Consider the following 18573-nt stretch of genomic DNA (forward strand, 5'->3'; position numbering starts at 1 on the left):
CGACACCAGCGACAAGATCCAGCGCAGGGTCGAACACGACCTGCACTATATCGAAAACTGGTCGGTCCTGTTCGACATCAAGATCATGCTCGCGACACCGATGTCTTTGATCAGCACCAAAAATGCTTATTGAGCCCACCGTTCGACACAAATAGATCCACCATTTCCGGCATCGCGTGAGCCGGCAACAACCAATCTTCAGCCTCACCTGAACCGATCACCATTGGTGAAACTCAAGTGATAGGCCGTCCGGCAACGCGCTTACTCAAGCAGCGTTAAGAGCTTCTTCAAAGGAAGCAGGCCTATTCATTGTTCATGGCGCTCCTGTCCGACCTGCTCGTCCCCTTCGCAATGGCCATCGGAATCCCGCTCCTGATCGTGGGTGCGCCCGAGGCCGGCCGCCCCGTTTTGGTAATCGCTCCGCCCTGGTCGAACGCCATCCGGCTCCTCGAACTCATCAGAGAGGCAGACGGCCGCGTGCTGCGCGAGGCCGGGATGGCCGGGATGGCGGTTGCCGTGTCGGAGCACGCGGACTTCCCGCAGCGCCTGCGCGCGGCCGGGGCCTGGGTCGTCGTCAACGCCAGCAGCGTCTCGGGTTGTCCGACGACGCGTGAACCCTTCGGTAATGCCCCATGACGCTGCACCCGGTTCCACCACGGGCCTCCACACTGGACAAGATCCGGACCACGTCCGGCAAGACGATCGTGGCGCTCCTTTGGGTCAATGTCGCCCTCGTCATCGGGCTCAACGCGTGGCAAGGCAGCCTGCCGAACGCGGCGGCGGCGGGGGCCGCCCTCGCCCTCGCGCTTCCGCCGACCATTCTGAGCACGCGCAGCCTCATCGGGGCACGAACCCGGATCGCTTCCAGCATGGCGCTCGCCGGCCTCGTCGCGGTTCTCGTGGCGATCCTCCACCGCGAGGGCGGCGGGCGCTCGCTCCAGCTCGACGTGCACATGTACTTCTTCGCCTGCCTCGCCATCGTCGCCGCCTGGCTCGATTGGAAGGCCCTGGTGGCCTACGCCGCCGTCGTCGCCGTGCACCATCTCGGGCTCTCCCTGATCGTGCCGAGCTTCGTCTTCCCGGATGGCGCGGGGATCGACCGGGTCCTCCTCCATGCCGTCATCCTGATCGCCCAGACCGGTGTCCTCGTCTGGCTGGTGGCGAGCCTCCAGGCCGGGGCCGCAGCGAGCGATGCCCTGCAGCAGAGCGTGACCGACCGGGACGCCGCCGAGACCCTGAAGGCTCGGGCCATGGCTCAAATCGAGGCTAGGGTCGAGGCCGAGCGGGCCCGGATGCTCGCCGTCGAGGCTCAGGTCCAGGCGTTCCAGGGGATAGTGGGCCGTGCCGTGGGGACCATCGGCCAGACCCTCGGAAGCATGGAGGGCAGCGCTGGCCGCCTCATGCGGTTCGCCCAGGAGACGACGCACACCACGGACGGCGCGACGGCGAGTTCGCGGCACGCCGGTCGCAACATCCATCAGATCGCGCAGACCTGCCTCGGTCTCACGGCGGCGGCCGACGAGATCGCCGGGCACCTCGCGGCCACCGACACCGTCACCCGTGCCGCCGCCGACGAGGCGCGCCAGACCGGCGAGACCATCGGCGCCCTCACCGTCTCCGTCGAGCGGATCGGCTCGGTGATCACGGCGATCCGGCAGGTGGCCGAGCAGACCAACCTGCTCGCCCTCAACGCCACCATCGAGGCCGCGCGCGCCGGCCCGGCCGGCCGGGGCTTCGCCGTGGTCGCGGCGGAGGTGAAGACGCTGGCCGGCCAGACCGCCCGGGCGACGGAAGAGATCGCGGCCCAGATCCGCGACGTCGAGGGAGCGACGCAGACCTCCATCGCCTTCATGCGCGGCTTCGCGGCGCGGATCGCCGATGTCGAACGCACGACTTCGGCGATGTTCGAGGCCATCGAGCGCCAGCGCGCGGCGACGCGGGCCATGGACGCCAATGTCGGTGCCGCCGTAGAGGACGCGCAATCGGCCACCACCCAGGTGACCGCCGTCGCGGCCGCCCTCGGAACGACCACGGCCGTGGCCGACGAGGTCCAGACCTCGACACGGGCCGTGCGCGATCAGGTCGTCCTTCTGGAAGATGTCACGGCCGCGTTTCTCCGCGACCTTCACGCCGAATCGGCCAAGGCGGCCTGATCCACACCCCTTCGCAATCAAGCGCCTTCAGGCCTTCCATCAGAAACTCGGGGTCGGCCGGTCGAGGACCCGGCGGCCCATGAGACTGGCGGCGAGATCCGACATGAGCAGGGCGGTGCGGCCGCGCTCGTCGAGGAACGGGTTGAGTTCGACGAGATCGAGGCCGCGCACGAGGCCACTGTCGTGCAGCATCTCCATGGCGAGATGCGCCTCGCGGAACGTGGCGCCGCCCGGCACCGTGGTGCCCACCCCCGGCGCGATGCCGGGCTCGAGGAAATCGACGTCGAGGCTCACGTGCAGGAGACCGCCGGCGCCCGACACCCGGTCGAGAAAACCCGCCAGCAGCACGCCGATGCCGTTCTCGTCGATGGCGCGCATGTCGTGGACGCGGATGCCCGCCGTGGCCAGCGCCGCGCGCTCCGCCGGATCGACGCTGCGCAGGCCGATCATGCAGACGTGGCGCGGATCGACGGGTGCGCCCAGCGGCGGCAGGTAACCTTCGAAGCCCGAAGCCCCCGTGGCGTAGGCCATGGGCACCCCGTGGAGGTTGCCGCTCGTGGTGGTGTCGAGGGTATGCAGGTCGGGGTGAGCGTCGAGCCACAGCACGAAGAGCGGGCGTCCTTCGCGGGCCGCCCGCCGGCTCATGCCCGCGACGGTCCCCGCCGACAGGCTGTGGTCGCCGCCGAGAAAAATCGGCACCCCCGCGCCCGCTGCGTCGTCGGCGGCCTCCGTGAGGGCGGCGGTCCAGGCTGCGACCTCGGCGAGACCGTGGACGGCCGGGTTGGGGTGGCACGGGACGGAGACGGGCGAGGGCGCGAGATTGCCGCGATCCTCGACGGCGAGGCCGAGGGCGGCGAGCGCAGGCCCGAGGCCGGCCGCCCGGTAGGCGCTCGGTCCCATATCGCAGCCGAGACGCCGTGTGCCCGCCTGCACGGGCGCGCCGATGAGGATGCAGCGTCGGCTGTCCATGGGTCTGATCGCCTTCCCGTTCCGGTCCCGCATGGAGCCGCGAGGTGACGATCCGAAGACGGTTCGCGGCTGCCGGGAGGTGTTGGGGCGGGATCTGCAAAACCGGTGCCCGGCCTCGCGAGGGATCCCGACGCGCAGCACGGCCAGTCGCTTCCCGGTCGTGGGCCGGGGGAACGTTGGCCCGATGGCGCAATCCTGCTTAGGTGCAGACGAAGCCCAGGTGGGGACGGAGCCTGGGTCCCGTTCGACACCACGGCCGCACCGTGCTCCCCTGGCGCCACCGCCGCACGGGAAGGCTGGACGGGAAGCGGTCGGTGTGAACCATCGCAGGATCGTTCCGACCCAAGGTGAGCGCGCCATGCATCTCCTCATCGTCGACGACCACCCGCTGTTTCGCGAGGCCTTGGCCAGCACGCTCGCCCTCGCCTATCCGGGGGCGGTGCTCCACGAGGCGGACGGGATTGCCGGCGCCTGCGCCACCCTGGGGCGCGAGCGAGCCATCGAGCTCGTTCTCCTCGACCTGTCGATGCAGGGCGTGCAGGGTTTCGACGGCCTCGCCACCATCCGGGCGCAGTTCGCCCGCGTGCCGATCCTCGTGGTGTCGGGCCTCGACGATCCGCGCATCATGCGCGACGCCATCCATCACGGCGCGGCCGGCTTCGTCCCCAAGGCGGTGGACAAGGCGACCCTCACGCGGGCGATCGCGGACGTCCTGGCGGGCGGCCTCTCCCTGCCGCCCGCCCTGGCCGGCGCCGCGAATCGGCCCGAGCGGACGCAACTCGCAGAGCGCGTCGCCCGGCTCACGCCCCAGCAGATGCGAGTGCTCGGCATGATCCGCCAGGGCAAGCTCAACAAGCAGATCGCCCATGCCCTCCAGGTCGGCGATTCCACCGTGAAGGCGCATGTCACGGAGATCCTGCGCAAGCTCGAAGTGGGCAGCCGGACCCAGATCGTCATCGAGACGGCCGGGCTCGATTTCGACCATATCCGGACACGGTCCTGAAGTCCGGCCAAGGGCCGCCCGCGCAGGGCGCGTCACGCCTGCGGATCGGCGGCCCACCCGCAAGCGTGGTCATGTGCCCACCTTCATTCGCCCTCCAGACGCGCCAGGCGGCGGCCGAGCTCGAACAGGAGCGTATCGGTCAGGGTGCGCAGAAGCGGATCGGAAATCCGGTCCACGGATTCCCGCAGTTGGATGGCGTGATCGACGGCGCGGTAGACGAGCTCGACCTCGAGATCCGGGATGTCCTGATCGGAACGGGCGCGAAGGGGCATTTCGTGGGGGAAGGTCGGCATCGTGGTACTCTGGCAACAGGTGGGAAAGGGCGTTGTGGCGATCCGCTCACGGCATCGGGCGGCGGGAGGACCGCGCGGCCGGCCGCGGACTGTCGGGGGCGGGCATCCGCAGCACCGATCCGGGCAGGCCGAACACCCGTCGACAGGTGGCCACAGTCTCCGGGGTCAGGCGTGCGTAGATCGGTAGCAGGAGCGAATCGCCGTAGGGGCAGGGCAGGGCGAGGGGCTCCACGTCCCAGCCCATCTCCATGAGGCGCGTCACCAGCACCGGGTGGGTCTGGACCAGGAGCCCTTCGAGGCCGAAATGTTCGGCGGCCTCGGCCACGGCGGTGAAGGAGGCACCCGAGACGGCATCCACGCCCTTGGCGCTTTCGCGCTTGGCCGGAGCCACGGCACAGCGCGTCCATTCGTAGATGCGCGGCCCCGACGGCGCCGACGCGCCCTTGAGGAGTTCCGGATAAAGGTGGGTCTGCAGGTGCGGTCGGGTGGTGGGCAACAGGCGCGAATAGGAGACGATGACTTCGCTCGCCTGACCGGCCGTCTGTTGACCGGCCAATTCTTGATCGGCCGTTTGTCGGCCGACCGGTTCTTGGCCGACGACGTGCAGGCAGTCAGGCCCGTCGAACTGGTCGCGCTCGCGGCCGTCCGGCTTGCGGCAGGCCTCCCACTTGAGGTGATCGACGAAAAAATCGTGCCGGAAGCGATAGATCCGATCCATGAGGACGGGATTCCGCGCCTCGACGTCGCCGCTCAGAACCTTCAACATGCCCGATCTCCCTGCAATGCAGGGAGTTCTGGCCAAGCTTGGGTCGATCAGGCATCCGTAGATCTACGGAGGATCGCGGCGGCTGGAATCAGCTTATGATGCCCCGCCGCAAGGCTTCGGCGACGCTCTGGACGCGACTGGCCGCGTTGAGCTTGCGCGCCGCGGCCGCGAGGTGATGCTCCACCGTGCGTGCGGAGATCGACAGGATCACGGAGGTCTCCCAGGCGGTCTTGCCGGCGGCGGCCCATTTCAGGCACTCGACCTCTCGGTCGGTCAGCCCCGCGAAAGCCCGATCCGCCGCATCGTCGTCCTGCATCCGGCGCGCGATCGCCTTGGCCCGGGACATGGCGTAGATCGCCACGAGGTGCAGGCCGGCGCGGGCATCATCCGACAGCCGCACCTGCGTACCGCCGAAGCTGACCCCGGCCTCGCCGCCGTCGAGTTCGTGGAAGGGGACGCAGAAGCCCTCCCTGAGGCCGTACTCCCGTGCCTCGTTCATCACGGTGAGGCCGTGCCCGTCGCCACGGGTCGCCGCCTCCTGCCACAGGAACGGCTCCGTCGTCGCCCGGATGTAGCGGATGACCGGGTCCCGATGGAGGTGGTTCCGCTCCTGGTAACGCTGCGCCCAGCCGACCGGCCAGCCCGAAATCAGCGAACAGTCGGACAGGTTCTCGTTCGGTGACTGCGGCAGGCCGCCGATGAGGAACGCGTCGTAGCCGAAGATCGCCCCCGTGCGGCGCAACTCCGCATAGACTGCCCGCTGAGTCCCCGCCGATCGCAGCCGATGGATAATGTCGAACGCGGTCTGACGAACATCGTGCACAAGCGTTACTCGGCGAATTCCTCCTGCGATTGTAACAGGATCGATGGTTTGTGAAAGGTTGAAGGCGTGAGGTAGCCGCCCGGCGCATCACCCGGTGGGTCGCACCGTGCCCGCGAAGGGCACAGCCTCAAGCAGCCCGGCGCGCGGCGGTCCGGGCCGGTTCCGGCGACCGGGGCAGATCGGCGATGAGACGCACGAGCTGATGCGCATGATAGGGCGTGCGTAGGCAGGGTGCCCCCGCCACGATGGCGTCGGGCAGGGTGCGCGGCGAACGCGTGGTGTAGATGACTCCGACGGCGGGATCGAGGCAGCGGGCGACGGCCCCGAGGGATACGCCCTCGACGGCGTCGCGCACGTCGGCATCGGTCACCAGGACATCGACCCGGCGCAGGACGGTCTGACTCAGGAGCAACGCTTCGACCTCGCCGGCCGTGCGGGCGCTGAGGACATCGTAGCCGGAGGCTTCCAGGCAACTCGTGGTGATCGAACGGGTCAACTCGTCGCCGGCCAGCAGCACGACGAGGGGCGGAAGGGACGCACGAGCCATGGCGATGATCCTGCCTGCCGGTCCGGATGCGATGTGCAGCCGATCAAGAAACGACCCACCCAATCTGGCCGTCGAATCGTTAACGCCCTCTTAAACGTCCGGCTTATTCTGACAATCCGCGTCGTATTGCAGATCGGTACATTGCCTTTAATTTACGTAATCTGCTCACGAGACGACCACCGAACTGCCCAATAGAGAAGCGCAGTCGGATCGATGGTGGAAAACCGCTCATGGCGCGCAATGGGCACTTCGCTCCGGCCCCTGCGGATCTGTCGGCCGAAGCGATGCGGCGGCGGCCGGACATACGCCCTACGATAGCCCCCTCCTTCATGACTCCGGAATTCCGCCCCGCCCCCCCTCAAGGCGGCAACGCCGCGCGAACGAGGGGAAGCTTGCGCGCCGCGAAGCATTGCCCTCTCGTCCGAGGAAAGCCCGGTGCTGCCGGACAGAGAACCGATCGCGTGGTCGAACATGCGAATGGGAGAAGGCTGTTTTCCATCGGCGCCGCAAAAAGCCATTTGCTTCCTTTGACGCAGACCTATTACGAGCCGATACTTCAAATCGATCGAGAATGCGCCGCAAATATTTGTGGGCCGCCTGATATTTCGACCAACTTTGCTGCTGCATCTCCAGCATTCGCGAAGTTCGTTGCTCCATGTCCGGCGCTCGGCGCCGGACGTATCCCCTTTTGAATGTGGATCCTCCCATGAGCCTTCGACCACCTGCCGACGCGACGGATGCCCCGATCCGGTTCGCCTACTGGGTGCCCAATGTCTCGGGCGGCCTCGTCATCAGCAAGATTCCCCAACGCACGAGCTGGGACGCGCCCTACAACCGGCGCCTGGCACAGATCGCCGAGGAAGCAGGGTTCGACTACGCCCTGACGCAGATCCGCTTCACCGCCGGTTACGGCGCTGAGTACCAGCACGAATCCGTGGCCTTCAGTCATGCGCTGCTCGCCGCCACCACGAAACTGAAGGTGATCGCCGCCCTGTTGCCGGGGCCGTGGAACCCGACGCTGGCCGCCAAGCAGATCGCCACCATCAGCCAGTTGAGCGAGGGGCGCATCGCCATCAACGTGGTCTCGGGCTGGTTCTCGGGCGAGTTCCGCGCCATCGGCGAGCCGTGGCTCGACCACGACGAGCGCTATCGGCGCTCGGAAGAGTTCATTACGGCACTGCGCGGAATCTGGACCCAGGACAGCTTCACGTTCCGGGGCGATTTCTATCGCTACACGAATTACACCTTGAAACCGAAACCCGCCGACCCGCAGCCGGAGATCTTCCAGGGTGGTTCGTCGAGGGCGGCGCGGGACATGGCGGCGCGGGTGTCCGATTGGTACTTCACCAACGGCAACACCCCCGAGGGCATCCGGGCTCAGGTCGACGACATCCAGGCGAAGGCGCGGGCCAACGGCCATTCCGTCAAGGTCGGCGTCAACGCCTTCGTCATCGCCCGCGACACGGAGGAAGAGGCCCGCGCCGTCCTCAAGGAGATCATCGACAACGCCGACCCGGAGGCGGTCAAGGCCTTCGGCCACGAGGCGAAGAACGCCGGCAAGGCTTCGCCGGAAGGGGAGGGGAACTGGGCGAAATCGAGCTTCGAGGACCTCGTCCAGTACAACGACGGCTTCAAGACCAACCTCATCGGTACGCCCGACCAGATCGCCGAGCGCATCGTCGCCCTGAAGGAGGCCGGCGTCGATCTGGCCCTTCTGGCCTTCCTGCATTTCCAGGAGGAGGTCGCGTATTTCGGTGCGCACATCATCCCACGGGTGCGGGCCCTGGAGGCGGAGCGCGGGCGCCGGGCGGAAGCCGCCTGAATCGAACGACCGCCCTTCCGACATCCTCCGGAGAACAGCCATGAACATCGCCGTCAGCGCGAGTGCCATTGAGGCCAACCGCGTGCCCCAGGGAGTCCCCGGCCCCGAGAAGCCGTCGGAGCCCGCCCACATCGTCCGCGACGACGCCGAAGCACTCCGCGTCGCCCACGTCCTGGCGGACGCGTTCCGCACGGAGGCGGCCGAGCGCGACCGCACCCGCCGCCGGCCCTTCGCCGAACTCGACGCTTTCTCGCAGAGCGGCCTGTGGTCGATCAACGTGCCCAAGGCCCATGGCGGGCCGGGCGTGTCCTACCGGACCCTGGCACAGGTGATCGCCATCGTCTCGGCGGCCGATCCCTCCATCGGGCAGATCGCCCAGAACCACCTCGGCATCGTCGCCGCAATCGACACCGTGTCGGACGACGCGCAGAAGGCCCTGCTGTTCGGCAAGGTGCTGGCCGGCACCCGCTTCGGCAACGCCTTCTCCGAGAGCGGCACGCCGAGGGCCGCCGACTTCAAGACCCATTTCGTCGATCACGGCGACCATGTCATCGTCCACGGTCGCAAGTTCTACGCGACGGGGGCGCTGCTCGCCCACCTCGTGCCCATCGTCGCTGTCGACGATCAGGGACGCCCCTGGTACGCCATCGCCGAGCGCAACGCGCCGGGCCTGTCCGTCATCGACGACTGGTCGAGCTTCGGCCAGCGCACCACGGCGAGCGGCACGGTGATCCTCGAGGACGTGCGGGTGGAGAAGAGCCACCTCGTGCCGGCGTGGAAGGGCTACGAACGTCCGAGCGCCAACGGGGCGATCTTCCAGGTCATCCAGGCCGCCGTCGATGCCGGCATCGCCCGCGAGGCGCTGGCCGAGACCGTCGCGTTCGTGCGCACGAAATCGCGGCCCTGGATCGACAGCGGCCTGGAGCGGGCCTCGGACGATCCCCACACCATCGCCATCGTCGGCGACCTCACCATCCGCCTGCACGCGGCGGAAGCCCTCCTCGACCGGGCCGGCCTCGCCCTCGACGCGGCGGTGGCCGCCCCCGACGCCGGCAGCGTCGCGGCGGCACAGCTCGCCGTGGCGGAAGCGAAGGTGCTGACCACGGAGGTGGCGCTCGCGGCCACCAACACCCTGTTCGAACTCGCCGGCACCCGCTCGACCCTCGACGAGCACAACCTCGATCGGCACTGGCGCAACGCCCGCACCCACACCCTGCACGACCCGGTGCGCTGGAAATACGCCATCGTGGGCAACCACGCCCTCAACGGGGTCGCCCCGCCGTTCCACGCCTGGAGCTGAGACGGAGAGGGCCGCCCGCGCCCGAGCGGTGGACCCGCAGCGAATGCCATCGGGAAAGCCGCATGTTTTGCGGGGGCTGTGACCCTTGGGCGACTGGCGGAAGCTCAGGCCTGTTCCATGTTCCAAGGAATGAACTTCCTCGTCCCCGATCGCATCGAAGCCGGCCCTGCCCGAATCCGCGCCGCCGCCCGCGCGGTTTCGCGGCTCGCCGCCGAGCGGGCGGACGCCCTCGACCGAACCGGCGGATTTCCGGCGCAGGACGTGGCCCATTGCCATGAGGCCGGCCTGCTCGCGGCACCGCTTCCCGTGGCCCTCGGCGGCGCTGGCCTCGATGCGCCCACCATGGCGCCGGTGCTCCTCGACGTCCTCGCGGAAGTCGGCCGCGGTAGCCTCGCCCTCGGGCGGCTCTACGAGGGCCACGTCAACGCCCTGTCGCTGATCCTGCGCTACGCGTCCGAGTCCGTGCTCGCGCGTCTCGCGGCGGATGTCCGCGCCGGGCACCTGTTCGGGGTCTGGAACACCCAGCCCCAGGCCGGCGGCCTCGACCTCGATCCCCTTGGGGCCGGCCTGCTCGGTGGCGTGAAATCCTTCGCCTCGGGGGCGGGATCGGTGACGCGACCCCTCGTCACCGCGCGGCGGCCCGATGGGCGCCAGCAGATGCTCGTCGTCACCCTGGAGCCCGACACCCGGGCCGACCTGACTTCGTGGTGCGCCCACGGCATGCGCGCCTCGACCTCGGGGGTGCTCGACTTCTCCGGGCTTCCCGTGGACAGGCAGGCGGCGGTGGGTGAGGCCGACGATTACTTCCGCGAGCCGCATTTTTCCGGTGGCGCCTGGCGCTTCACCGCCGTGCAGCTCGGCGGGATCGAGGCCGTGTTCGATACAGTGCGGGCGCATCTCGTCGCCACCGGGCGCGGTGGCGACCCGCATCAGGCGGCGCGTCTCGGCGAGGCGGCCATCGCCGTGGAGACGGCGCGGCTCTTCGTGAGCCGGGCCGCTGCCCTCGCCAACGACCCCGACGCGGAGCCCGCGCGGGTGATCGCCTACGTCAACCTGACCCGCATGGCCGTGGAGCGCGCCGGCCTCGACGTGCTGGAGCGCGCCCAGCGCTCCGTGGGGCTCGCCGGCTTCCTCCAGACCCACCCCCTGGAGCGTCTCATGCGCGATCTCGCCACCTACCTGCGCCAGCCGGGTCCCGACCGGGCGCTGACCCACGCCGCTGCCCACGTGCTGGCCGACGACCGCCCGGCCGACACCCTCTGGCGCGACCCGCGCGATGCGAACCGCGCGGGTCTCCAGTCCGGTCGCGCCGCATGACCCGACCCACCGAATCCCTCCCGCCCGATTATTTCGACGGCATCTACGCCGGAAACCCGGACCCGTGGGGGTTCACCACCAGCGCCTACGAGGCGGCCAAGTACGACGCCACCCTGGCGGCCCTCTCGCGAGACACCTATGGCGAGGCCCTGGAAGTCGGCTGCTCCATCGGGGTGCTGACCCGGCGGCTGGCGGAACGTTGCACCCGGCTCCTGTCCCTCGACGTCGCCGAGACCGCCATCGCGGCGGCCCGTGCCCGCTGCGCCGACAGCCCGCACGTCGCGTTCCTGCACGCGGCGGTGCCCGACGCGTGGCCGCCCGGCCGGTTCGACCTCATCGTGGTATCGGAGGTGCTGTACTTCTTCACCCGCGCCGACCTCGCCCGCCTCGCCGGACACATGGTGCAGGCGGTGAAGCCCGGTGCCGACATCGTCCTCGTCCACTGGATCGGCGAGACGAACTATCCGCTCAGCGGCGACGACGCCGTCGAGGCCCTCATCGCCGGAACCGCCGGTACCCTGGAGCCGTATCGCCAGACCCGTACGGACCGCTACCGCCTCGATGTGCTGCGGACGATCGGTGCCACGCCATGACCGGCCGGGCGCCTCGGCAGACGGTGTTCCGGCACCGCGCCTGGGTGCGCCTGACCCATTGGGTGAACACGGCTGCGTTCGGCGCGCTCCTGGTGAGCGGCATCGCAATCCTGCTCGCCCTGCCGCGCCTGTTCTGGGGCGAGACCGGCGCCAACGACGCCCCCGCCGCCCTGGTGCTGCCTCTCCCGGTGAACCTCGAGCAGACCGGCTGGGGCCGTAATCTCCACTTTCTCGCCGCCTGGATCCTCGTCCTCAACGGCGGGCTCTACCTGCTCCTCGCGCTCTTCGGCGGACATCTGCGCCGCAACCTCCTGCCGGACCGGGATCAGCTGGCGCCCGACCACCTCGCCCGCGAGATCGCCGACCATGCCCGGCTGCGGCCGGCCACGGGGCGGGAGGCTCTGCGCTATAACGCCCTGCAGAAATTCGCCTATCTGGCCGTGATCCTGGGCTTGTTCCCCCTGATGGTGCTCACCGGCCTCACCATGTCGCCCGGCGTCACGGCGGCGTTCCCCGAGCTTTTCACCCTGTTCGGCGGCCGGCAATCGGCCCGCACCCTGCACTTCGTCTTCGCCAGCCTGCTGGTCCTGTTCCTCCTCGTCCATGTCGGTCAGGTCTTCGTCGGCGGGGCCGTCAACCTCACGCGCTCGATGATCACCGGGCGCTTCGCCGTTCCGCCGGACACGCCAGCCAACCGGGAGACACCCGATGCGTGACCTGTCGCGCCGCCGCCTCCTCACCGGTTCGGGGGCCCTCTTCGGTGCCGGCCTCGTGAGCGGCTGCGATGCGCCGGCCCTGTCGCATCTGGCCACCCCCTACGACTGGAGCAACGGCCTCACCTTCGCGGTCCAGCGCTGGCTGCTCCGGCACCAGCCCCTGGTGCGCGAGTTCGACCGCAGCCAGATCTCGACGGTGTTCCCCACCATCAACACCACCGATCCCGACGACCCCGCCTACAAGCGATCGAGGCAAACTGCGTTCGCCGACTGGAAGCTGCCCGTCACCGGCCTCGTGGAGCGGCCCGGCGCCTTCTCCCTCGCCGACCTCAAGGCGATGCCGTCGCGCACCCAGGTGACCCTGCATTCCTGCGAGCAGGGCTGGTCGGCCATCGGCGAGTGGACCGGCGTACCCCTGGCCCGTCTCCTCGCGCAGGTGGGGCTGAAGCCTGAGGCCCGCTTCATCGTAATCCGCAGCGTCGATGGCTGGTGGGACAGCTACGACCTGTTCGACGCGCTCCACCCGCAGACCATCCTCGCCTACGGCATGAACGGAGGCGACCTGCCGGTGAAGCACGGCGCGCCCCTGCGCCTGCGCGTGGAACGCCAGCTCGGCTACAAGAGCCTCAAGTACATCTCGGCCATCGAGGCGGCCGAGCGCGTCGACGGCTACGGCAAGGGACGCGGCAGCATGGTCGCCGAACTCGGCTTCCCCTGGTACGCGGGTATCTGATCAGCCGCCCGAAGCGAGGCCGCCGAGGGCCGTCAGCCCGACGACGATCCAGGGCGCGACGCCCCCCACCGTCAGGAGCACGAAGGCGGTGGCGGCGAGGGCCACATCGCGGGCGCTGCCGATGGCGCCCGTCCAGACCGGATCGTAGAGGGCGGCGGCGAGCAGCCCGACCACGGCGGCGTTGCCCCCGCGCAGGGCCGCCTGGGCCAGGGGCTTCCTGCGGAGTTCGTCCCAGAAGGGCAGGGCGCCGGTGACGAGGAGGAGGCCGGGCAGGAAGATCGCCGCGAGTGCCAGGGCAGCGCCCGGAAATCCGTTCGGCGGCGGCTTCAGGGCGGCACCCAGATAGGCCGCGAAGGTGAAGAGGGGCCCCGGCACGGCCTGCGCCGCGCCGTAGCCGGCGAGGAACGCGTCGGCGCCGATCCAGCCCGGATCGACGGTGCCGGCCCGCAGGAGCGGCAGCACCACGTGGCCGCCGCCGAAGACGAGGGCTCCGGCCCGGTAGAACGCATCGACCACGGCGATGCCCTGCGAGGGCAGCCAGGTCGCCAGGATCGGCAAGCCGACGAGCAGCCCCAGAAACAGCGTCAGCGCCACGGTCCCCGTCCGCCGGGACAGGGGAACGGAGAGGTGTCCGACCGGAGTGGGAGCCATCGCCCGGCACAGGACGAGGCCGGCGACGGCGCCGAACCCGATCGCACCGACCTGACCGAACGCCGTCGGGGCCAGCACCGCGAGCCAGAGCGCGCCGAGTGCGATCCCGGCACGCATGGGGTCCGGCGCCAGGGTTCTGGCCATGCCCCAGACGGCCTGGGCCACGACCGCCACGGCGACGAGCTTGAGGCCGTGCAGGAGGCCAGCCAGCATGGGGCCGCCCGATCCGGCGCCGTAGGCGATTCCGACGAGGATCAGGGCGGACGGCAGGGTGAAGCCCGCAAAGGCCGCGAGCCCGCCCCACAGGCTCCCCGCCCGAAGGATTCCAAGGGCGAACCCGACCTGGCTCGAGGCGGGACCGGGGAGGAACTGGCACAGGGCGACGAGGTCGGCGTAGGCCGCTTCGTCGATCCAGCGCCGCCGCGCCACGAAGGCCTCGCGAAAGTAGCCGAGATGGGCGACGGGGCCGCCGAAGGCCGTGAGGCCGAGCTTCAGGAAGGCAACGAAGACTTCCCGGACGGAGCCTGCTGGGGAGTCAGGCAAGAGCGCCGCAGGCTCAGGCAAAGCCGCCGCAGGCTCAGGCAAGCCCGCCGCAGGCTCAGGCAAGCCCGCCGCAGGCTCAGGCAAGCCCGCCGGCCTCGACGATGAACCGGGCGACGGTGTCGGCACCGTGGCCGTCGCGGAGCGAGGCGAACACGTAGGGGCGCGTCCCCCGCATCCGCTTGGTGTCGGCCTCCATCACGCCGAGGTCGGCGCCGACCAGGGGCGCGAGGTCGGTCTTGTTGACGATGAGGAGATCGGAGCGGGTGATGCCGGGGCCGCCCTTGCGCGGGATCTTCTCGCCCCCGGCGACGTCGATGACGTAGAGGGTGAGGTCGGCGAGCTCCGGCGAGAAGGTGGCGGCGAGGTTGTCGCCACCCGATTCGATGAGGATCAGGTCGAGCTTCGGAAAACGCCGGCGCATCTCGGCCACGGCCGCGAGGTTGATGGACGCGTCCTCGCGGATCGCCGTGTGCGGGCAGCCGCCGGTCTCGACCCCCATGATCCGCTCCTCGGGCAACGCGCCCGCCACCGTGAGGATGCGGGCATCCTCCTTGGTGTAGATGTCATTGGTGATGGCGCAGATGTCATAGGTGTCGCGGAAGCGCTTGCAGAGCTGCTCCATCAGGGCGGTCTTGCCGGAGCCGACGGGGCCGCCGATGCCGACGCGCAAAGGACCGTTGGGAGAGCGGCCGTTGGGAGAGGTCATCGCTGGGTCTTTCACGAACGGAAAATCCGAGAGTACTGGGTTTCGTGCCGGAACGAGCCGAGATCGAGGGCCAGGGTGGCGCTGCCGAGGTCGTTGAGGGTGAGGTCCGGGACGCCAGCCGCGAGCGCCACCACGCGCGGCGTCAGGGCCGCGATCACCCGCGTGCCGGCGCTCTGGCCGATGGGCGCGCAGCGCAGGGCCGCCGAGACGAGGTTCTGTAGGAAAGCGAGGCCGAAGGCGGCCAGCGTCGGGGGCAGGGCCATGCCGTGGGCGCCGGCCGCGACGCCGACCGCCACGGGATAAGCCACCGGGCCGGGCAGGGTCTCGGCGAGGCGGATGAGGACAGGGGTCGGCCAGGCCGCCAGGGTGGCGTCGAGGAAGCTGCGGCCCTGCTGGCTCGTCTCGAGGTGAAGCTCGCGCGATGGGGCCAGCGCCAGGGCGAGGTCGTTGAGGTCTGCCAACGCCACAGAGTCTTCCACCAGAGACGCGCCATGGGCGTGCACTACGAGGATGAGGTCGTTGCGGCCTGACCCCAGTTCGAGCACGTCGGCGAGCCAGTCCACGAGGGAAGCTTCCCCGGACACGTCTCCGGCGTCCACGGCCGCTTCGAGCCCGTGCGAATAGGCATAGGCCCCCACGGGATAGCCCGGCGACAGCCACGCCATCAGGCGCAGGGCGTCAATCATGGGTGTGCGAATGACCGTGATCGTGGGGATGGCCGTGGTGATGGTGCCCGGCGGCCTCGCCCGCATAGGCGCCCCCCTCGGGGCGGAACGGACGCTCCACCGCCTCGGCGGTGCCCCCTAAGCCCCTCACCATCTCGGCGAGGACGTGATCGTGGGCGATGTAGACCGCATCCGGGGCGATCTCGGCCGGGATATGGCGGTTGCCGATATGCCAGATCAGCCGCTTGAGGGCGTGGTCGTCGGCGGCCCGGATCGCCAGCAGGCGTTCCGGCGCGGCCTCGACCCAGACGAGGCGCCCGTCCTGCAGCACCAGGGCGTCGCCGTCGTCGAGCACCGTCGGTTCGGCGAGATCGAGGAGGAACGCCACGCCGCCCACCCCCCGCATGGCCATGCGGCGGCGGTGGCGGTCGGCGTGGTCGAGGACGATGCGGTCGACGATCTCACCCACGAGGGCGTCGCGGCGCAGGACATGGGTGGCGCGGATCATGGGAGATTCGGGATCATGGTCGGACAACCTGGAAGACGCTCGGGCTCGCGCCACGATACCTCAAAACAGGAAGTACCGCTGCGCCATGGGCAGCACCTCGGCGGGCTCGCAGACCAGCAACTCGCCGTCGGCCCGGACATCGTAGGTTTCGGGATCGACCTCGATCTCCGGCGTGGCGTCGTTGAGGATCATGCTCTTCTTCGAAATGCCGCCACGCACGTTCTCGACGGCCACGAGGCGCTTCTGAACCCCGAGCCGCTCTCCGAGCCCATCCTCGATGGCGGCTTTCGAGACGAAGGTGAGGGCGGTCGCGAAGGGCGAGCGGCCGATGGCCCCGAACATCGGGCGGTAATGCACGGGCTGGGGCGTTGGGATCGAAGCGTTGGGGTCGCCCATGGGAGCGGTGGCGATCATGCCGCCCTTGATGACGAGATCGGGCTTCACCCCGAAGAAGGCGGGCGTCCAGAGGACCAGATCGGCGAGCTTGCCGGGCTCCACCGAGCCGACATGGGCCGAGACCCCGTGCGCGATGGCCGGGTTGATGGTGTATTTCGCGATGTAGCGTCGGGCGCGCAGGTTGTCGTTGCCCGAGGCGTCGCCCGGCAGGGCGCCGCGCTGGCGCTTCATCTTGTCCGCCGTCTGCCAGGTGCGGATCACGACCTCGCCGACCCGGCCCATGGCCTGACTGTCCGACGACATCATCGAGAGGGCTCCGATGTCGTGCAGGATGTCCTCGGCCGCGATGGTCTCGCGCCGGATGCGGCTCTCGGCGAAGGCGAGGTCCTCGGCGATCGCCGGATCGAGGTGGTGGCACACCATCAGCATGTCGAGATGCTCGTCGATGGTGTTCTTCGTGTACGGGCGCGTGGGGTTGGTGGAGGAGGGCAGCACGTTGGCCAGGCCCGCGACCTTGATGATGTCGGGCGCGTGCCCACCGCCGGCCCCCTCCGTGTGGAAGGCGTGGATGGTCCGCCCCGCGAAGGCTTTGATCGTGTCTTCGACGAAGCCGGATTCGTTGAGCGTGTCGGAGTGGATCATCACCTGCACGTCGTGCAGGTCCGCCACCGTCAGGCAGGTGTCGATGGCCTGGGGCGTGGTGCCCCAATCCTCGTGCAGCTTGAGGGCGCAGGCGCCGGCGCGGATCATCTCCACGAGGCTCTCGGGCCGCGACGCGTTGCCCTTGCCGGCGAAGGCGAGGTTCATCGGAAAGCTGTCCGCCGCCTCGATCATCCGGGCGAGATGCCAGGGTCCGGGCGTGCAGGTGGTGGCGAAGGTGCCGTGGGCCGGCCCCGTGCCGCCGCCCAGCATGGTGGTGACGCCGGAGCAGAGCGCCTCCTCGATCTGCTGCGGGCAGATGTAGTGGATGTGGCTGTCGAACCCGCCCGCCGTGAGGATCTTTCCTTCACCCGCGATCACCTCCGTGCCGGGGCCGACCACGATGTCGACGCCCGGCTGGATGTCGGGGTTGCCGGCCTTGCCGAGGCGGACGATGCGGCCCTTCACAATGCCGACATCGCACTTCACCACGCCCCAATGGTCGAGAACCACGGCGTTGGTGATGACGGTGTCGACGGCCCCGTCCTGGTTCGTCACCTGGGATTGCCCCATCCCATCGCGGATCACCTTGCCGCCGCCGAACTTCACCTCCTCGCCGTAGGTGGTGTGGTCGCGCTCGACCTCGATGACGAGGGAGGTATCGGCAAGGCGGATGCGATCGCCCGTGGTTGGGCCGAACATGTCGGCATAGGCGGCCCGGGGCAGGGCGGCGCGGGGGGGCAGGGTGGCCATGGCTAGAGCGCTCCCATCACGTCGCCGCGAAAACCGTACACGGTGCGGGTTCCGCCGAGCGGCACCAGCACCACGTCCCGCGTGGCGCCCGGCTCGAACCGCACCGCGGTGCCCGGGGCGATGTCGAGGCGCTGGCCGCGGGCCGCCTCGCGGTCGAACGTCAGGCCCGGATTGACCTCGTAGAAGTGGTAGTGCGAGCCGACCTGGATCGGCCGGTCGCCGACGTTGGACACCGTGACGAGGGTGCGGGGCAGGTCGGCGTTGAAGACAATCTCGCCGGGCTGCGTCGTCACGGTGCCGGGCACCTCGACCGAGGCCGCGCCCCGGATCGGATGGTGGACCGTGACGAGCTTGGTGCCGTCCGGAAACGTCGCCTCGACCTGTATGTCGTGGATCATCTCGGGAATGCCGTCCATGCACTGCTCGGCGGTGAGCACGTGGCCGCCCGCCTGCATGAGCTCGGCCACGGAGCGACCGTCGCGGGCCCCCTCGACCACGAAGTCGCTGATGAGCGCCACGGCCTCGGGATAGTTCAGCTTCACCCCGCGGGCGAGCCGGTTGCGGGCGACCTGGGCGGCCATGGCGAGGAGGAGCTTGTCCTTTTCGCGCGGGGTCAGGAGCACGGGGAAACCTCGGGTTGGGCCGTCGAAGCACGGACGCGGACAGGCAAGGACCGT

The 18573-nt window shown here is 69.5% G+C and carries 22 protein-coding genes; 11 read left to right on the top strand and 11 right to left on the bottom strand.

The window, feature by feature from the left end; translation table 11 throughout:
- The 3 genes from ASF27_RS22210 to ASF27_RS23405 all read left to right on the top strand — a co-directional run.
- The coding region (locus ASF27_RS22210) for a sugar transferase (protein WP_200918791.1) at positions 1-133 on the top strand (133 nt) is incomplete at its 5' end.
- A gap of 182 nt (positions 134-315) precedes the next feature.
- Positions 316-636, top strand: coding sequence for a hypothetical protein (locus tag ASF27_RS10750; protein ID WP_056171144.1), 321 nt, complete (start codon positions 316-318; stop codon positions 634-636).
- On the top strand, positions 633-2153 hold the full coding sequence (locus tag ASF27_RS23405) for a methyl-accepting chemotaxis protein (protein WP_056359968.1): 1521 nt from the start codon (positions 633-635) through the stop codon (positions 2151-2153). Before ASF27_RS10750 ends, ASF27_RS23405 begins: the two co-directional genes overlap by 4 nt.
- 39 nt (positions 2154-2192) lie before the next feature.
- Here ASF27_RS23405 and rocF read toward each other — a convergent pair whose 3' ends face one another.
- Positions 2193-3122, bottom strand: a complete 930-nt coding sequence (gene rocF / locus ASF27_RS10760; RefSeq protein ID WP_056265381.1) for an arginase — start codon at positions 3120-3122, stop codon at positions 2193-2195.
- Positions 3123-3480: 358 nt separating this feature from the next.
- Between rocF and ASF27_RS10765 the strand changes: the two genes are divergently transcribed.
- Positions 3481-4125, top strand: a complete 645-nt coding sequence (locus tag ASF27_RS10765) for a response regulator transcription factor (RefSeq protein WP_082478997.1) — start codon at positions 3481-3483, stop codon at positions 4123-4125.
- A gap of 83 nt (positions 4126-4208) precedes the next feature.
- On the opposite strand, the gene ASF27_RS10770 is transcribed toward ASF27_RS10765, so the two are convergent.
- From ASF27_RS10770 to ASF27_RS10785, 4 genes are all read right to left on the bottom strand, one after another.
- On the bottom strand, positions 4209-4418 hold the full coding sequence (locus ASF27_RS10770; protein ID WP_156467501.1) for a hypothetical protein: 210 nt from the start codon (positions 4416-4418) through the stop codon (positions 4209-4211).
- A 46-nt stretch (positions 4419-4464) separates the two neighbouring features.
- Complete coding sequence (locus ASF27_RS10775; RefSeq protein WP_056171159.1) at positions 4465-5184, bottom strand: acyl-homoserine-lactone synthase; 720 nt, start codon at positions 5182-5184, stop codon at positions 4465-4467.
- An 88-nt stretch (positions 5185-5272) separates the two neighbouring features.
- A complete protein-coding gene (locus ASF27_RS10780) occupies positions 5273-6007 on the bottom strand; it encodes a LuxR family transcriptional regulator (protein ID WP_056171160.1) in 735 nt (244 codons plus the stop codon).
- A gap of 127 nt (positions 6008-6134) precedes the next feature.
- Complete coding sequence (locus tag ASF27_RS10785; protein WP_056359974.1) at positions 6135-6554, bottom strand: hypothetical protein; 420 nt, start codon at positions 6552-6554, stop codon at positions 6135-6137.
- A 392-nt stretch (positions 6555-6946) separates the two neighbouring features.
- On the opposite strand from ASF27_RS10785, the gene ASF27_RS22215 reads away from it, so the two are divergent.
- The 7 genes from ASF27_RS22215 (at position 6947) to ASF27_RS10815 (ending at position 13035) form a co-directional block, all read left to right on the top strand.
- Complete coding sequence (locus ASF27_RS22215; RefSeq protein WP_156467502.1) at positions 6947-7246, top strand: hypothetical protein; 300 nt, start codon at positions 6947-6949, stop codon at positions 7244-7246.
- A gap of 14 nt (positions 7247-7260) precedes the next feature.
- Positions 7261-8376 carry a dimethylsulfone monooxygenase SfnG gene (sfnG, locus tag ASF27_RS10790; RefSeq protein ID WP_056171165.1) on the top strand — a complete coding sequence of 372 codons (1116 nt, stop codon included), beginning with the start codon at positions 7261-7263 and terminating at the stop codon, positions 8374-8376.
- A gap of 40 nt (positions 8377-8416) precedes the next feature.
- The gene (locus ASF27_RS10795) at positions 8417-9676 is read left to right on the top strand and encodes an SfnB family sulfur acquisition oxidoreductase (RefSeq protein ID WP_056359977.1); all 1260 of its coding nucleotides are present in this window, start codon (positions 8417-8419) and stop codon (positions 9674-9676) included.
- Between the two features lie 129 nt (positions 9677-9805).
- Complete coding sequence (locus ASF27_RS10800; protein ID WP_056359981.1) at positions 9806-10993, top strand: acyl-CoA dehydrogenase family protein; 1188 nt, start codon at positions 9806-9808, stop codon at positions 10991-10993.
- On the top strand, positions 10990-11586 hold the full coding sequence (locus ASF27_RS10805; protein WP_056359984.1) for an SAM-dependent methyltransferase: 597 nt from the start codon (positions 10990-10992) through the stop codon (positions 11584-11586). The genes ASF27_RS10800 and ASF27_RS10805 overlap by 4 nt, the downstream gene beginning before the upstream one ends.
- Positions 11583-12302, top strand: coding sequence for a cytochrome b/b6 domain-containing protein (locus ASF27_RS10810; protein WP_056359986.1), 720 nt, complete (start codon positions 11583-11585; stop codon positions 12300-12302). Before ASF27_RS10805 ends, ASF27_RS10810 begins: the two co-directional genes overlap by 4 nt.
- Positions 12295-13035 carry a molybdopterin-dependent oxidoreductase gene (locus ASF27_RS10815; RefSeq protein ID WP_056171180.1) on the top strand — a complete coding sequence of 247 codons (741 nt, stop codon included), beginning with the start codon at positions 12295-12297 and terminating at the stop codon, positions 13033-13035. Before ASF27_RS10810 ends, ASF27_RS10815 begins: the two co-directional genes overlap by 8 nt.
- On the opposite strand, the gene chrA is transcribed toward ASF27_RS10815, so the two are convergent.
- The 6 genes from chrA to ASF27_RS10845 form a co-directional block, all read right to left on the bottom strand.
- Positions 13036-14229 (bottom strand): chromate efflux transporter, encoded by a 1194-nt coding sequence (chrA, locus tag ASF27_RS10820; RefSeq protein ID WP_056171182.1) that lies wholly within the window; start codon positions 14227-14229, stop codon positions 13036-13038.
- Positions 14230-14305: 76 nt separating this feature from the next.
- A complete protein-coding gene (gene ureG / locus ASF27_RS10825) occupies positions 14306-14935 on the bottom strand; it encodes an urease accessory protein UreG (RefSeq protein WP_056265404.1) in 630 nt (209 codons plus the stop codon).
- An 11-nt stretch (positions 14936-14946) separates the two neighbouring features.
- On the bottom strand, positions 14947-15621 hold the full coding sequence (locus ASF27_RS10830) for an urease accessory protein UreF (RefSeq protein ID WP_056359990.1): 675 nt from the start codon (positions 15619-15621) through the stop codon (positions 14947-14949).
- On the bottom strand, positions 15614-16108 hold the full coding sequence (locus ASF27_RS10835; protein ID WP_056359991.1) for an urease accessory protein UreE: 495 nt from the start codon (positions 16106-16108) through the stop codon (positions 15614-15616). The genes ASF27_RS10830 and ASF27_RS10835 overlap by 8 nt, the downstream gene beginning before the upstream one ends.
- 60 nt (positions 16109-16168) lie before the next feature.
- Entirely contained in the window at positions 16169-17896 is a 1728-nt protein-coding gene (ureC, locus tag ASF27_RS10840) for an urease subunit alpha (protein WP_056359994.1), read from the bottom strand.
- 2 nt (positions 17897-17898) lie between these two features.
- A complete protein-coding gene (locus ASF27_RS10845) occupies positions 17899-18519 on the bottom strand; it encodes an urease subunit gamma (protein ID WP_056304787.1) in 621 nt (206 codons plus the stop codon).
- Positions 18520-18573 lie beyond the last annotated feature (54 nt).

The sequence above is a fragment of the Methylobacterium sp. Leaf102 genome, assembly GCF_001422425.1.
Classification (GTDB): domain Bacteria; phylum Pseudomonadota; class Alphaproteobacteria; order Rhizobiales; family Beijerinckiaceae; genus Methylobacterium.

Excerpts from the sequence above, each read along its gene's own strand:
- ASF27_RS10750 (WP_056171144.1), top strand. The coding sequence starts at position 316 with ATGGCGCTCCTGTCCGACCTGCTCGTCCCCTTCGCAATGGCCATCGGA.
- ASF27_RS23405 (WP_056359968.1), top strand. The coding sequence starts at position 633 with ATGACGCTGCACCCGGTTCCACCACGGGCCTCCACACTGGACAAGATC.
- rocF (WP_056265381.1), bottom strand. The coding sequence starts at position 3,122 with ATGGACAGCCGACGCTGCATCCTCATCGGCGCGCCCGTGCAGGCGGGC.
- ASF27_RS10765 (WP_082478997.1), top strand. The coding sequence starts at position 3,481 with ATGCATCTCCTCATCGTCGACGACCACCCGCTGTTTCGCGAGGCCTTG.
- ASF27_RS10770 (WP_156467501.1), bottom strand. The coding sequence starts at position 4,418 with ATGCCGACCTTCCCCCACGAAATGCCCCTTCGCGCCCGTTCCGATCAG.
- ASF27_RS10775 (WP_056171159.1), bottom strand. The coding sequence starts at position 5,184 with ATGTTGAAGGTTCTGAGCGGCGACGTCGAGGCGCGGAATCCCGTCCTC.
- ASF27_RS10785 (WP_056359974.1), bottom strand. The coding sequence starts at position 6,554 with ATGGCTCGTGCGTCCCTTCCGCCCCTCGTCGTGCTGCTGGCCGGCGAC.
- sfnG (WP_056171165.1), top strand. The coding sequence starts at position 7,261 with ATGAGCCTTCGACCACCTGCCGACGCGACGGATGCCCCGATCCGGTTC.
- ASF27_RS10795 (WP_056359977.1), top strand. The coding sequence starts at position 8,417 with ATGAACATCGCCGTCAGCGCGAGTGCCATTGAGGCCAACCGCGTGCCC.
- ASF27_RS10800 (WP_056359981.1), top strand. The coding sequence starts at position 9,806 with ATGAACTTCCTCGTCCCCGATCGCATCGAAGCCGGCCCTGCCCGAATC.
- ASF27_RS10805 (WP_056359984.1), top strand. The coding sequence starts at position 10,990 with ATGACCCGACCCACCGAATCCCTCCCGCCCGATTATTTCGACGGCATC.
- ASF27_RS10810 (WP_056359986.1), top strand. The coding sequence starts at position 11,583 with ATGACCGGCCGGGCGCCTCGGCAGACGGTGTTCCGGCACCGCGCCTGG.
- ASF27_RS10815 (WP_056171180.1), top strand. The coding sequence starts at position 12,295 with ATGCGTGACCTGTCGCGCCGCCGCCTCCTCACCGGTTCGGGGGCCCTC.
- ureG (WP_056265404.1), bottom strand. The coding sequence starts at position 14,935 with ATGACCTCTCCCAACGGCCGCTCTCCCAACGGTCCTTTGCGCGTCGGC.
- ASF27_RS10830 (WP_056359990.1), bottom strand. The coding sequence starts at position 15,621 with ATGATTGACGCCCTGCGCCTGATGGCGTGGCTGTCGCCGGGCTATCCC.
- ASF27_RS10835 (WP_056359991.1), bottom strand. The coding sequence starts at position 16,108 with ATGATCCGCGCCACCCATGTCCTGCGCCGCGACGCCCTCGTGGGTGAG.
- ureC (WP_056359994.1), bottom strand. The coding sequence starts at position 17,896 with ATGGCCACCCTGCCCCCCCGCGCCGCCCTGCCCCGGGCCGCCTATGCC.